Annotated in this window: 12 protein-coding genes; 4 read left to right on the plus strand and 8 right to left on the minus strand. The window is 65.0% G+C overall.

Features of this window, described 5'->3' with window-relative positions; genetic code table 11:
- Positions 1-578 precede the first annotated feature (578 nt).
- Positions 579-965, minus strand: coding sequence for a fluoride efflux transporter CrcB (gene crcB / locus ACVILL_RS07260; RefSeq protein ID WP_456728442.1), 387 nt, complete (start codon positions 963-965; stop codon positions 579-581).
- Positions 966-1,229: 264 nt separating this feature from the next.
- Positions 1,230-1,829 (minus strand): superoxide dismutase, encoded by a 600-nt coding sequence (locus tag ACVILL_RS07265; protein ID WP_016846956.1) that lies wholly within the window; start codon positions 1,827-1,829, stop codon positions 1,230-1,232.
- A gap of 139 nt (positions 1,830-1,968) precedes the next feature.
- Here ACVILL_RS07265 and ACVILL_RS07270 point away from each other — a divergent pair, with 139 nt between their 5' ends.
- The 3 genes from ACVILL_RS07270 to ACVILL_RS07280 all read left to right on the plus strand — a co-directional run bounded on the left by ACVILL_RS07270 (position 1,969) and on the right by ACVILL_RS07280 (position 4,587).
- On the plus strand, positions 1,969-2,511 hold the full coding sequence (locus ACVILL_RS07270; protein ID WP_456728443.1) for a GNAT family N-acetyltransferase: 543 nt from the start codon (positions 1,969-1,971) through the stop codon (positions 2,509-2,511).
- A 156-nt stretch (positions 2,512-2,667) separates the two neighbouring features.
- Entirely contained in the window at positions 2,668-4,053 is a 1,386-nt protein-coding gene (locus ACVILL_RS07275; protein WP_456728444.1) for an MATE family efflux transporter, read from the plus strand.
- 72 nt (positions 4,054-4,125) lie between these two features.
- Positions 4,126-4,587: a DUF2147 domain-containing protein gene (locus ACVILL_RS07280; RefSeq protein ID WP_456728445.1), complete on the plus strand. Its 462-nt coding sequence runs from the start codon at positions 4,126-4,128 to the stop codon at positions 4,585-4,587.
- 82 nt (positions 4,588-4,669) lie between these two features.
- Here ACVILL_RS07280 and ACVILL_RS07285 read toward each other — a convergent pair whose 3' ends face one another.
- From ACVILL_RS07285 to ACVILL_RS07305, 5 genes are all read right to left on the minus strand, one after another.
- The gene (locus ACVILL_RS07285) at positions 4,670-5,818 is read right to left on the minus strand and encodes a DUF3095 domain-containing protein (RefSeq protein ID WP_456728446.1); all 1,149 of its coding nucleotides are present in this window, start codon (positions 5,816-5,818) and stop codon (positions 4,670-4,672) included.
- Positions 5,819-6,003: 185 nt separating this feature from the next.
- Positions 6,004-7,209 carry a zinc metallochaperone GTPase ZigA gene (gene zigA / locus ACVILL_RS07290; protein WP_456728447.1) on the minus strand — a complete coding sequence of 402 codons (1,206 nt, stop codon included), beginning with the start codon at positions 7,207-7,209 and terminating at the stop codon, positions 6,004-6,006.
- A gap of 345 nt (positions 7,210-7,554) precedes the next feature.
- Positions 7,555-9,417, minus strand: a complete 1,863-nt coding sequence (gene htpG / locus ACVILL_RS07295) for a molecular chaperone HtpG (RefSeq protein WP_456728448.1) — start codon at positions 9,415-9,417, stop codon at positions 7,555-7,557.
- Between the two features lie 85 nt (positions 9,418-9,502).
- Entirely contained in the window at positions 9,503-10,309 is an 807-nt protein-coding gene (locus tag ACVILL_RS07300; RefSeq protein WP_456728449.1) for an MBL fold metallo-hydrolase, read from the minus strand.
- A gap of 60 nt (positions 10,310-10,369) precedes the next feature.
- Positions 10,370-11,350: an AraC family transcriptional regulator gene (locus tag ACVILL_RS07305; protein WP_456728450.1), complete on the minus strand. Its 981-nt coding sequence runs from the start codon at positions 11,348-11,350 to the stop codon at positions 10,370-10,372.
- 170 nt (positions 11,351-11,520) lie between these two features.
- Here ACVILL_RS07305 and ACVILL_RS07310 point away from each other — a divergent pair, with 170 nt between their 5' ends.
- Positions 11,521-12,063, plus strand: coding sequence for a sigma factor-like helix-turn-helix DNA-binding protein (locus ACVILL_RS07310; RefSeq protein ID WP_456728451.1), 543 nt, complete (start codon positions 11,521-11,523; stop codon positions 12,061-12,063).
- A gap of 8 nt (positions 12,064-12,071) precedes the next feature.
- On the opposite strand, the gene ACVILL_RS07315 is transcribed toward ACVILL_RS07310, so the two are convergent.
- On the minus strand, positions 12,072-13,019 hold the full coding sequence (locus ACVILL_RS07315; RefSeq protein ID WP_456728452.1) for an ABC transporter substrate-binding protein: 948 nt from the start codon (positions 13,017-13,019) through the stop codon (positions 12,072-12,074).
- Positions 13,020-13,033 lie beyond the last annotated feature (14 nt).

The raw sequence follows: 13,033 nt of genomic DNA on the forward strand, positions 1-13,033 counted from the left end.
CTGCGCAATGGGCTACGGCTTACTTCGTGCTCTCCCCGGCGAGACTTGGCTTGTTTGTCACCGTCTTCGCCACGCGCACCGCGCAATGTGAAGAGACACCTGCCACTTGGGCGTCAGGACCACACGACTTCACCGTCCGCATCAGCCGCCCTCGTCAGTCGCGACCTCAGCGTCCACCGCATCTCGACCCACGTTCGTGACGACCGCGAAGCGCCCCTCGATCGGGTGAGACGGGCGAACTTATACACTGAATTTAACTTCTGATAAAGCGAAATATTTTTGGCTTGCGCCGTCGGGCAACTCAGTGGCACGCGCGTGAGGGACGCACCCGGCGGTAGGGTTCCCTCTCCCCTTGCGGGAGAGGGTTAGGGAGAGGGGTGCCACACGACGCGCTCTCTCCGTATCGTCACGACGACAAGCAAACAAGTTGCGAGAGCGATGCACTCATCGATCAGCTCGCCCGGAGCCACCCCTCTTCCCACCCTCTCCCGCAAGGGGAGAGGGAGCCTAAGCAGCGTGCTCACCTTACCGTCAGTCCAACCCGTATCGCCAATTCCCAAATGACGATGGAGAAAGACTCAGGTCAGATGCCGCACGATCGCCAATCCCGCGAACAATCCCGCGATCGAGAACAGCACCGAGCCTAGCACGTACAGCATCGCTAGCCCAAGCTCGCCGCGCTCATAGAGCAGCGCAGTGTCGAGCGAGAACGCCGAGAAGGTGGTGTAGCCGCCGAGGATGCCGGTCATCAGGAACAGTCGCCACGGCTGCGACGCCTCACCCTTGAAGGCCAGATAGCCGGCGATCAGGCCCATCACGGTCGAGCCCGTGATGTTGATGATGAAGGTGCCGTAGGGAAACGCAGTGCCGATGCAGCGCGCGCAGGTGACATTGATCAGGTGCCGCAGCGTTGCGCCGAGACCGCCGCCGAAGAAAACGAGGAGATAGCTTGCCGCATTACCCACCATTGCCCCCGCTGGTGTGTGTCATGAGAAGTCTGAACTCCTCACTACTTCACCCTCCCCTGGAGGGGTCGAGACGAGCATAGCTCGCTCTTCGGTCGACGCGAATGAATTGAGGGCGGGTGGGGAGACGGTCTGTCCACTCGAACAGTAGTCGTGTTGAGCGATCACCCCACCCCGGTTCGCATTGCGCTTCGCTTCATGCGAACCGACCCTCCCCCTCCAGGGGAGGGTGAAGGGCCGATCGTGAAAGTCCGACGAGAACGCTTAGCCGGCCTTGCCGAACAGCTCGTCGACGTAGTCCCAGTTGACCAGGTTCTCGACGAACGCCTTCAGATAGTCGGGACGGCGGTTGCGGTAGTCGATATAGTAGGAGTGCTCCCAGACGTCGACGCCGAGGATCGGCACCGCGCCGTGGACCAGCGGGTTCTCGCCGTTCGGGGTCTTGGCAACCTCGAGCTTGCCGCCTTTGACCTGCAGCCAGGCCCAGCCGGAGCCGAACTGGCCGGCGCCGGCGGCGGCGAAGTCGGCCTTGAACTTGTCGAAGCCACCGAGGTCCTCGTTGATCTTCTTCTCGAGCCGGCCGGGCAGCTTGCTGCCGCCGCCATTCGGCTTCATCCACTTCCAGAAGTGGATATGGTTGTAGTGCTGGCCGGCATTGTTGAAGACGGCCGCGTTCTTGCCGAACGAACCCTTCACGATCTCCTCGAGGGACTTGCCTTCGAATTCGGTCCCCTTGATCGCGTTGTTGCCGTTGGTGACGTAGGCCTGGTGATGCTTGTCGTGGTGAAACTCCAGCGTTTCCTTGGACATGTAGGGCGCAAGGGCGTCGTGGGCGTAGGGCAGATCGGGTAGCGTGAAGGTCATGGGGTAATGTCCAACAGAGGGTGGGAGACTACACTTAACGGGTCCCCCTTATAGAAGGTTCCAGGGCGGAGAAACACCGCATTTTCGGATCGGCTATGACAGATCAGCACAGCCCAAAGACAGACCAAGGACCCGGACGATGAGCATCGAAATCGACATTCTCAACGGAGATGCGTCATGGCCGCGCGCCGAGCCCCTGCTCCGGACGGTCTGGAGCCCGGATGTCATGGAGAACAAGCCCGAGAAGCAATCTTGGGCCGACATCAAATGGGCTCACGCGGATTTGCGCGTGCTGCTCGACGCGCCCGACGACGGTGGGCTGGCCTGCCATGTCGGTATCTATTTCCGGACGATCACCTGGAATGGCCACAAGGTGCATGTCGGCGGTATCGGCGGGGTCTCGACCCGCGAGGACTGCCGCCGACGCGGCTATGCGTCACTCGCGCTCGACGCCGCCGTGCACACCATTCGTGCCAACGATGCGGTAAAATTTGCAATCTTATTCTGCGAGCCGCACAATTTCGCGTTCTATCAAGCGCGCGGTTGGCATCCCTTCACCGGCGAGGTCACTTGCGAACAGCCCTCGGGGAAGATTCGCTTCGAGGCGATGGCGCCGTTCGTCAACGACATCGTCCGCGCGCCGCGCCAGGGCAAGATCGACCTATGCGGCCTGCCGTGGTGACCCCTGCGCCGGCGCGGGTGGCCTGCGGACGGCGTCGGTCGTAAGATGTTGGCCATCATTTATTGATGGTAGGTTTTCATAAAGTGATGTCGGACTGCGGCCGCGAGCAGACTGCGCCCCTCTCCCGCAAGCGGGAAAGGTGAAGGCGACCAGCGCATGACCATTGAAGCCTCGATCGACGACGTCCGTCCCGCCGCGGCGGCGCCTACGGTGCCGGTCGATCATTTGTTGACGGCACCGATCCTGCCGACGCTGCTCCGCCTGGCGGTCCCCAACACCATCGCGATGTTCGGCTCGACGCTGGTCGCGGTGGCCGAGACCTCTTATATCGGCCGGCTCGGCACCGAGCCGCTGGCCGGAATCGCGCTGGTGTTTCCGTTCGCGATGCTGAACCAGATGATGTCGGCCGGCGCGATGGGCGGCGGCGTCTCGTCGGCGATCAGCCGCGCGCTCGGCGCCGGAGACAGGGCGCGGGCCGCCGATCTGGCGCTGCATGCAGCGATCATCGGGGTCGGCCTCGGCCTGTTCTTCACCGTGATGATGCTCGGCTTCGGCCGCAGTTTCTATGCGCTGCTCGGCGGCCACGGCGGCGTGCTCGAGCAGTCCTTGCATTACTCGCAGGTGCTGTTCTCCGGCGCGATCTCGATCTGGCTGGTCAACACGCTCGGCTCCGTGGTGCGCGGCACCGGCGACATGCGGATTCCATCGATGACGCTGATCACCGTCTCGCTGATCCAGATCGCGGTCGGCGGCGTGCTGGGGCTCGGGCTGTTCGGGGTGCCCAGTCTCGGTATGCGCGGCGTCGCCGCCGGCCAGCTCGCGGCCTTCACCTGTGGTGCGATCTTCCTCGCCTGGTACCTCGCCTCTGGTCGCAGCCGCTTGAAGCTCGACTTTGCCGCGTTCGGCTTCCAGCGCGCGATGTTCCTCGACATCCTCAAGGTCGGCGCGATCTCCTGCCTGTCGCCGCTGCAGAGCGTGCTGACCATCCTGATCTTCACCAAGATCCTGGCTGGTTTCGGCACCGAGACGCTGGCCGGATACGGCATGGGCTCGCGGCTGGAATTCCTGCTGATCCCGATCGCGTTCGCGGTCGGCGTCGCCTCGGTACCGATGGTCGGCATGGCGATCGGCGCGGGACTCGTCACGCGGGCCCGCAAGGTGGCGTGGACCGCCGGCACCGTCGCCGGACTCGTCGTCGGGTTGGTGGGACTTGTGGTCGCGCTGAAGCCGACCCTGTGGATTGCGCTGTTCACCACCGATCCCGGCGTGACTGCAGCCGCCTCGTCCTATTTCGCGCTGGCCGGCCCGGGCTTCGGCTTCTTCGGCGTCGGTGTCTGCCTTTATTTCTCCTCGCAGGGCGCGGCCAAGGTCGGCGGGCCGGTGCTGGCCGGGACCATCCGCCTGCTGCTGGTCGGCATCGGCGGCTGGTGGCTCGCAACCGTGAGCGCGCCGGCATGGATGCTGTTTGCGCTGGTCGGGGCCGCGATGGTGGCCTTCGGTCTCGCCACCATCATATCGATCCGGCTGGCCCGCTGGGGATAACGCCCGCCTGATCGCGCGAATATGACATTGCAGAAATCGTTCGACTTGATATGCAGGCCGACCTCTTGGGGGATGAGCCATGGGGCCAGCAGATCCAGCAGATTCGGATTCGTGATCGCAATCGTTGCGACGGCATTCGCCGTGCCTGCCGGGCATGCGCAGGGCGCGCCTGAGTCTGTCGGCGTCTGGCAGACCCAGGCGGGCGATGCCCGCGTCAAGATCAGCAAATGCGGCGGCGGCATCTGCGGCGTGGTGGTGAGTCTGCGCGATCCGATCGATCCTATGACCGGCAAGCCGCAGGTCGACAACAAGAACCCCAACCCGTCGCTGGCCAACCGGCCGATCATCGGGCTGCCGCTGTTCACCGGCATGCATCCCGTCGCCGCAGGCAAATGGTCGGGCCAGATCTACAACGCCGACGACGGCGGCACCTATGCGAGCAGCATCACGGTGACCGGCGAGAGCACGCTGCGCGTCGAAGGCTGCGTCGGCGCGCTGTGTGGCGGCGAGACCTGGTCGCGCGTGGGGCGCTGATTGATCCAAGCGTAGTCGTCGCGCGAAGCGTTCTAACCTCTCCCGCAGAGGAGCGGGGAGAGGTTAGAAAAGCAACCCCTTGCTACGCCGCGCGCGTCTTCAGCACGGTGGCGGCCGAGGCGTAGCCGCCGCTTGCGCCGTCGATGAAATGGACGTGGTCGGCGCGCATCACCGACGGAGTGAAGCAGGTCATCATCGCGGCATCCTGCTCGTGCAGGCCGTACCGCACGACGCGCTGCGCGGCGGCCGCCGCGAGGCGCTGCTCGATCTCGCCGGCGAGCTCCGGCGTGCAATCCAGGATCATGCGCAGGCCGTCGTCGAATTTTCGGAAGTCGGAATTCTCCACCACCTGCCGGACATAGGTCTTCGGCACGAACTTCCCGATCGGGATGTTGAACCGCATCAGCGTGTAGGCCCACAGCGTGAACGCGAGCACCGTGGCACGCCGCAGCGCGAGCGGGCCGCCGCGCCGCGCGCGCGCTTCATACTCTATCCCCTGCGGGGGCCAGCGCAGCGGCGGGCCGCCCGGCGGCACCGGCCGTCCGGCCTCCGGGCTTTTCTCGATGCGGACGACGAGGTCTTCGATCACCTTGCGGAAGGAAGCCGGATCGGCGCTCTTCGCCGGCAACACCAGCACCGAGAGGATGACGCCGCGCACTGAGGGCATCACCTCGAAGCGGCAGGACAGCCCGGACAGATCGGGCTGCGTGCCGGCAGGTGCCGGATCGACCGCGAACTCGCCGCGCTTCATCGCGGCATCGGCGTAAGCCAAGCCGCCGCCGGAGAACATCGCATAGGAGAGATTGGCCGACGGCCCGAAGCGCGCGACGCGCACGTCGAAGCCCGCGGCGCGGATCGCAGCCATCGGTACCAGCGCCACCCGCAGCACCAGATCGAGATCATCGCGCACCCAGCGCGCGGTCGCGGCCAACGCCTCGCGCGCGCGCTCGAGATCGGCGGGCGCGACCGCAAAACTCGCGCCGTCGCCGCCGAACACGAACGGGAATTCGCGGCCATCGAGCGCATTGGTGACGGAAGCCACCACCGCGGCGCCGGCCATGTTGACCGCCTTGTAGCGCTGCGCCGCGACCGCCTTGGTCGACTCCACGATATCGGCGACGCCGACCGTCCAGTCGTCGGGCAGCGGCGCATATAGCTCCGGATCCATCAGGCGCGCGAAGCCGCGAAACACCGGAATGCCGCCGTAGAAGATCTCGCTGCCGCCAGCCATCGCAACGCCGTGTGGTTTCCTTGCCCAGAGCAGGCTCTGTAGCAGATACGCGGGGAATTGGGGCGGGGTTTCGCCGCGAGCCGGTCTCCCTGTAGCCCGGATGAAGCGCAGCGAAATCCGGGAATCACGCACGCGGTGGAAGACCCGGATTACGCTGACGCTCCATCCGGGCTACAGCGTGCGGCTCACGCCGCCTCGCCCGCCCGTCGCCACAGCGGAAACGGATCGCGCAGCTTTTTCCAGGCTTGCGGGTCCATGCCGGGCTTGCCAGCGACAAGGCAGGCATCGAGACGGCGGCGAAGGTCGTCCTCGTTCATGCCGGAGCCGATGAAGACCAGCTCCTGCCGGCGATCGCCATAAAGATCGTTCCAGCTCCGCTGCATCATCAGATGCCAGTCGGGATGATCCGGCCAGCGCTCGCGCGGAATCGCCGCCCACCACGAGCCGAGGCCTTCGGTGCGGACGATCGCGCCGGCCTGACTCAGCTCGCCGCACCAATCCGGGCGCGTCGCGATCCAGAAATGGCCCTTGGCGCGGATCACGCCTTGCCAGCTTTCGCGCAGGAAGGCGTGGAAGCGCACCGGATCGAACGGGCGCCGTGCCCGATAGACGAAGCTTTTGATGCCGTATTCCTCGGTCTCGGGCACGTGATCGGCAAAGCCGTAGAGCTCCTTGTGCCAGAGCGGATGCTGCTGCGCGCGCTCATAGGCGAAGCGGCCGGTGTCGAGCACGCGGTCGAACGGGACTTTTGCGAAATTCGCCTCGACGATATCGGCATCCGGATTGAGTGCGCGCACGATGGTGCGGGCGGCCTCGCGCTCTGCCGGTGTCGCGGCATCGATCTTGTTCAGCACGACGACGTCGGCGAACTCGATCTGCTCGACCAGCAAGTCGACCAGCGTGCGCTTGTCGCCGTCGAGCGCCTCGCCGCGCTGGCTCAGGAAATCGGTCGAGGCGTAGTCCTTCAGCAGATTGGCGGCGTCGACCACCGTGACCATGGTGTCGAGCCGCGCGATGTCGGAGAGGCTTTGGCCATCTTCATCGCGAAACTCGAAGGTCGCGGCGACCGGCAGCGGCTCGGAGATCCCGGTGGATTCGATCAGCAGGTAATCGAACCGGCCGCTCTCGGCGAGCGCGCGCACCTCCTTCAGGAGATCGTCGCGCAGCGTGCAGCAGATGCAGCCATTGCTCATCTCGACCAGCTTCTCGTCAGTCCGGGACAGGTTCGCACCGCCATCGCGAACGAGGTCGGCGTCGATGTTCACCTCGCTCATGTCGTTCACAATCACCGCAACCTTCAGGCCGTGGCGGTTGGTCAGAACGTGGTTCAGCAAAGTGGTCTTTCCAGCCCCGAGGAAGCCGGACAAGATGGTGACGGGGAGTTTTTGCATCGAGATCAAACAGTTGCTGGAGGGATAGGCGGCGGCGGGACATGCGGCATTCGCTTGATGTTATGTTATAACATAACATCGATGAGCCGTGGCCTGTCAAGCGCAGAATGTGGCGCGGTCAATTCATGTCTTCATGAAAGCGTAGCCCGGATGGAGCGCAGCGAAATCCGGTCACCTATCGCGGGATACCTATCGGATGCCGGCCCGCTCATCCCGGCGATTTTCCCGTCATTGCGCGCGAAGCGAAGCAATCCGCGGCCCCGCGTACGCGGAAGGATGGATTGCTTCGTCGCTATCACTCCTCGCAATGACGGAGCGACATATCCTCATGACAGGTCTAGCGCTCTACTTCCCCAGCCCGCGCAGCACGAGCTGGTTCATGCGACTGGCGAATGCGGCGGGATCGTCGGGCATCTCGCCGTCGAGGATCTGCGCCTGCTCGAACAGCAGCAACGAGACGTCCTTGGCCTGCGCCGCGTCGGTCGCGAGCGCCGCGACCAGCGGGTGGCGCAGATTGATCTCGAGGATCGGTTTGGTGATCTCGCCGCGGTTCTGCTGGGCGAGCAGCCGCTCCAGCGCGCGGTCGCGTGCATCGCCGCCGGCGACCAGACACGACGCGCTCGAGGTCAGCCGCTGCGAGGCGCGGACGTCGGAGACGCGCTCGCCGAGCGCGTCTCTGATCACGGCGATCGTGGTCGCGGCGTCGGCTGCGGGCTCGTCCTTCTTGTCGTCCTTGTCGTCGGCGAGCGGGATCAGGCCGAAATCGACATCGCCCTGGCTCAGCGACTTCAGCGGCTTGCCGCCGAAGTCGAGCGGCGCCGAGGTCCAGAACGCATCGACCGGATCGGTCAAGAGCAGCACCTCGATGCCGCGGGCGCGCGCCGATTCCAGCTTCGGGTTCGATTTCAGCCGCTCGACGCTGTCGCCGACCAGGTAATAGATCTCGGTCTGGTTCGGCTTGAAATCGTCGACATATTGCTTCAGCGAGCGCTTCTCGCCCGACGTCGTGGTGAAGCGCGCCAGCGCCAGCAGCTTCTCGCGGCGCTCGAAGTCCTCCCACAGCCCTTCCTTGATGACCGGACCGAACGCATCCCAGATCTTGATGAAGGTCTCGGGCTCCTTCTCGCCGAGCGTCTCGAGCTCGCTCACGACGCGGCTGGTGACCGCTTTGCGGATCTGCGCGAGCTGCGGATTGTTCTGCAGCATCTCGCGCGAGATGTTGAGCGGCAGGTCCTCGCTGTCGATCACGCCGCGGATGAAACGCAAGTAGGCCGGCAACAGCTCGGCGTCGTCGGCGATGAAGACGCGGCGGACATAGAGCTTGACCTTGCCCTTGCGCTCGACCTGGAACAGGTCGAACGGTTTTTGCGACGGCGCGAACAGCAGCACGGCGTAGGACTGCCGGCCCTCGGCGCGGTAATGCAGGGTCATCGCCGGCTCGTCGTACGCACCCGCGATCTGCTTGTAGGCCTGCGCATAGTCTTCCGGCTTCAGCTCGGATTTCGAGCGCTGCCACAGCGCGCTTGCCGAATTGATCTGGCGCGGCTCGCCTTCCTCCGGCACCAGCCGGATCGGAAACTGGATGTTGTCGGAATATTCGCGGACGATGCGCTCGATCTCGTAGGCCTCGAGATATTTGGCGGCGTCCTTTTTTAGATGCAGCACGATCTCGGTGCCGCGCGCGACACGCTGGGCGGCCTCCTCGCTTGCGGGGGCGATCTCGAAACCGCTGCCGCCTTCCGACGTCCACACCCACACCTCGTCCGAGCCGGCGCGGCGGCTGGTGACGACGATCTTGTCGGCGACCATGAAGGCGGCATAGAAGCCGACGCCGAACTGACCGATCAGATTGGCGCCATCCTTGGCCTCGGTCAGCTTCGACAGGAACGACTTGGTGCCGGAGCGCGCGATGGTGCCGAGATTGTCGATCAGCTCCTGCCGCTCCATGCCGATGCCGGTATCGACCACCGCGAGCGTGTCGGCCGCCTTGTTCGGCACGATCCTGATTTCCGGCGGCGTGCCGTCGGTGATCAGATTCGGGTTGGCGATCGCCTCGTAGCGCAGCTTGTCGCAGGCGTCCGACGCATTCGAGATCAATTCGCGCAGGAAGATGTCAGTCTCGGAATAGACCGAATGCACCATCAGGTGCAGCAATTCGGCAACCTCGGCCTGGAACGGCTGGGATTCAGCGGCGGCAGTTGTGGTCATGCGGAAACTCGGACAAACGGGAGGTGGCGGGAAAGCCCTGATATAGCGCGATCAACGCGTGTGGCAAGACAGGCCGCTGGAACCGTCAGTCCGTGATCGCGGCGATATAGCGCTCGACCGAGCGGTCGAACGCCGCCTTGGCATCGGAGGCGATATTCTTGCCCCACCAGGCGCCATAGATGCAGTCGAAGGCCAGTGGCTCGACCGCCCGCGCGAGCCGGCGCACCGCGGTGGCATTGAGCGGGATGTAGTTCGGGTAGGAATACATGAAGCTGACCGAGCGGCGGTCCATCGCCACCATCGCGATGTCGCCGGTCAGCAGCGCACCGCGCCCGTCGGCGCCTTTGCGCCAATGCAGCATGGTGGCGCCGGCGAAATGCCCGCCGCCACGCACCAGCAGGATGTCGTCGGAGATGCGATGGCTGTCGCCCTGCCACGGCACGATCGACCGATAGGGCCGCGTCACCCATTGCGCGTCGTCGCCGTGCAGATAGACCGGCGCATCATCGAACGCCGCGCTCCAGTCGGCGACGGCGCCATAATAATGCGGGTGCGAGATCGCGATCGCCTTCAGCCCGCCGAGCGATTTGACATGCGCGATCGCCTCGGCGGTTGCCAGCGGCACGCAGTCCCACATCACGCAGCCGCCGCGATCCGGCACCAGCAGCGCGCGCTGCCCGATGGCAAAGAACGGCTCGAGCGCCAATCCGACGAGGCCGAGATCGTCGCGCCAGACGAGCTTGTACCGCTGCGCGAGCTCCTCGCGGGTCAGCCACGCCTGCCCTTTCCAGTTCACATATTGCCGCTCGTCCTCGCAGATCGGGCAGGACGCCGGCGGCGCCGCGGTTTCAGGAAATTGCGCGCCGCATTGTTCGCAGGTCCAGAGAGGCATTAACACCACCCGCGTTGGGATGAAGCTGATCTCTTGATCTACGTCAGCAGCAGCCGGCGTTCAATGCCGGCGTCCCAGTTCCATCTGCAATTCCGCCGGCGCAATGCCGAACTTCCGGCGGAACGAACGGTGGAAGTAAGAGAGGTCGTTGAAACCGGCGGTGTAAGCGATGTCGCTGATTTTGCGGCCGGCGCCCTGCTCGTGCAGCAGCAGCCGGCGCGCCAGCAGCAGGCGCTGCTCGAGGACGAATTCCGAGAACGTGGTGCCTTCGGAAGCAAACAGCCGTTGCGCCTGGCGCGTGCTCAGCGCGTTCGCCTTTGCCACGGCCTCGATCGTGAGCTTGCCATTGTCGAGATTCTTCAGGACATCGGCCTTCATCAGATCGAGCCGCGCCTTCGCCACGCCATCGCCTGCGGCCAATTCCTTCTGCTCGGCACTGCTGCCGAGCATGAGACCGACCAGATCGGCGAGATGATGCGCCGCCGCCTGCTGGCCCGGCACGTCGAGATCGCCGGCAAGCTCGGTGCAGAGCGCCGAATAGCGCTCGATCATTGCGCTCAAGGCCGGCTCGCGGCCGAGCGCCCGCGCCAGCTGCGTCTCCACCGACGGCGCCACCTGTAGCAGCAGGCGTCGCGGAAACCGCGTCGTCGTAAAACTGCCGGACTGGGTGAGATCGGCGGTGCCGACGACATTCATCTCGGTGAGGCACATCTGGCCGCGCTTGAGCGCGATTGCCTTGCTGCCTTGTGTGACCTGGACCGCGCCGCGGGTCGCAAAGATAAGAACCAGATCGTCACAGCCATCATCGAGAAGGGCACGGGTTCGGGCGAAGCGCGCCGAACCGCCGCGCGGCGTCGCGATCGCGACCGTGTGCAGCAGCGTGAACTCGTTGTGGCAATCGATCCGGTTGTCGTCGGCCGGGCCGACGTCGAGCCGGCAGAAGCCGCGGCAAATGCCCTCGCGCCAGGCTTCATAGGCCGGCCCTTTCGCCAACCCATGATGGAAGATCGAGAACCGGTTGGGCACCTGTGTCTCGGACATGATCCATGCTCCGAACGCCGATCGATCAAGTCGCGACGATCGATCGCTTGCCGCCCGGCGTGCGCATGTCGTTCCTGTCCCTACGCTTGGCGCGACGGTCCACGACTCCGGCGGGGAGCCTGATACCACTCCGCCGATTGACGGTAAAGCTATTCACGAGATGCAACCCTATGATGCGAAGCGCGGAAGCCGGGAATAAAACGGCGCAGCAGTTTCGTGACGCTGCCCTGCCGTGGCTCGACGATGCCTATGCGTTCGCCCAAATCCTGATGCGAACCGAGGCGGACGCCGAACAGGCCGTGCAGGAATGCTACCAGCGCGCGTTGCGCCAGTTCGACGGCTTTCGCGGCAGCGCCATCAGGCCGTGGCTGCTCGCGATCCTCAAGACCGTCTGCCAGGAAAAGAGCGGCCGCCGCAGCGCACCGTCGGATGCTGCCGGCAACAACGCCACGTCCGGCCAACGTAGCGATTCGACGATCCGTCAACTGATCGACGACCTGCCCGCGCCACTCAACGAGGTCATCGCGCTGCGCGAATATCTCGATCTCACCTACAAGGAAATCGCCGAGGTCACCGGCTCTCCCGTCACCACCGTGGTGTCGCGCATCGCCGAGGCCCGCGGCCGGCTGCTCGCGGCAAGGCGAGCAGCGCAAGCCTCCCGGGAACCAGCGCCGGCGAAGCCCGCGGCTGGTGCGTCAAAGCCGCGCCGGTGACGCGCCCGCTACTGCGAGCGGTCCGACGTCCAGCCCTTGTACGCGGCAATGTTGTCGCGCGTCACGAGCTTTGACGGCAACAGCTCGACGGTCGAGGCGGGTTTCTGGCCGTTGAGCAGGCCGACGCCGATCTGCACGGCGCGGCGCGCCATGAAGAACGGATCCTGCGAGGCGGAGGCCTGGATCTGCTGCGCGCCGGGATCCTTGAGCGCGGCCTCGATGTCGGGCGCGCCGTCGACCGCGGTGATGACGATGCCGCTGCGGTTCTGCTGGCGCGCCGCGAGATCGGTGCCGATCGCCTGCGGGTCGTTGATGGCGAAGATCGCGTCAATCTTGGGAAAGCGGGTCAGATAGCCCTGCGCCACCGTGAGGCCGCCTTCGCGCGAGCCCTTGCCGTCCTGGTCGCTGGACAGCACCTTGATGCCGGTGTTCTTGCCGAGCACGTTCTTGCAGCCGACCACGCGATCGATCACCGCGGAGACCTGCGGCCCGTTCTCGATGATCACGTCGCCCTTGCCGCCGAGCTTGTCGACGATGTACTGGCAGGAGATCTCGCCGGCCTGGATATTGTTGGTGGTCACCGTGGCATCGGCACCTTCGGCCGCGGTATCGACCGCAATCACGATGATGCCGGCAGCCTGCGCCTTCTTGATCGCCGGCCCGACCGCCTTGGGATCGCCCGGATTGAGCAGGATCAGATCGACGCCGGCGGCGATGAAGTTGTCGATCTGGGTCACCTGCTTGCCGAGGTCGTACTCGAAGCCGACCGTCGTGATCTTGACGTTGGGGTTGGTTTTCTTCGCCTCGAACTCGGCGCCCTTCGACAGAGCGACGAAGAACGGGTTGCCCAGCGAGCCCAGCGAGATGCCGATCGACTTGAGCTCCTTGGCGAAGCACGGGGCGGAGCTCAGGGCTAGCGCCACGGCGGCGCCGGCAAGTGAGATCGTCTTCAACATTGGCTTCCTCCCTG

The organism is Bradyrhizobium sp. USDA 3364, assembly GCF_054056355.1.

What these genes read in the sequence shown, in the direction of transcription:
- ACVILL_RS07270 (WP_456728443.1), top strand. Translation starts at nt 1,969, where the DNA reads ATGAGCATCGAAATCGACATTCTCAACGGAGATGCGTCATGGCCGCGC.
- ACVILL_RS07310 (WP_456728451.1), top strand. Translation starts at nt 11,521, where the DNA reads ATGATGCGAAGCGCGGAAGCCGGGAATAAAACGGCGCAGCAGTTTCGT.
- htpG (WP_456728448.1), bottom strand. Translation starts at nt 9,417, where the DNA reads ATGACCACAACTGCCGCCGCTGAATCCCAGCCGTTCCAGGCCGAGGTT.
- zigA (WP_456728447.1), bottom strand. Translation starts at nt 7,209, where the DNA reads ATGCAAAAACTCCCCGTCACCATCTTGTCCGGCTTCCTCGGGGCTGGA.
- ACVILL_RS07305 (WP_456728450.1), bottom strand. Translation starts at nt 11,350, where the DNA reads ATGTCCGAGACACAGGTGCCCAACCGGTTCTCGATCTTCCATCATGGG.
- ACVILL_RS07265 (WP_016846956.1), bottom strand. Translation starts at nt 1,829, where the DNA reads ATGACCTTCACGCTACCCGATCTGCCCTACGCCCACGACGCCCTTGCG.
- ACVILL_RS07300 (WP_456728449.1), bottom strand. Translation starts at nt 10,309, where the DNA reads ATGCCTCTCTGGACCTGCGAACAATGCGGCGCGCAATTTCCTGAAACC.
- ACVILL_RS07285 (WP_456728446.1), bottom strand. Translation starts at nt 5,818, where the DNA reads ATGGCTGGCGGCAGCGAGATCTTCTACGGCGGCATTCCGGTGTTTCGC.
- ACVILL_RS07315 (WP_456728452.1), bottom strand. Translation starts at nt 13,019, where the DNA reads ATGTTGAAGACGATCTCACTTGCCGGCGCCGCCGTGGCGCTAGCCCTG.
- ACVILL_RS07275 (WP_456728444.1), top strand. Translation starts at nt 2,668, where the DNA reads ATGACCATTGAAGCCTCGATCGACGACGTCCGTCCCGCCGCGGCGGCG.
- ACVILL_RS07280 (WP_456728445.1), top strand. Translation starts at nt 4,126, where the DNA reads ATGAGCCATGGGGCCAGCAGATCCAGCAGATTCGGATTCGTGATCGCA.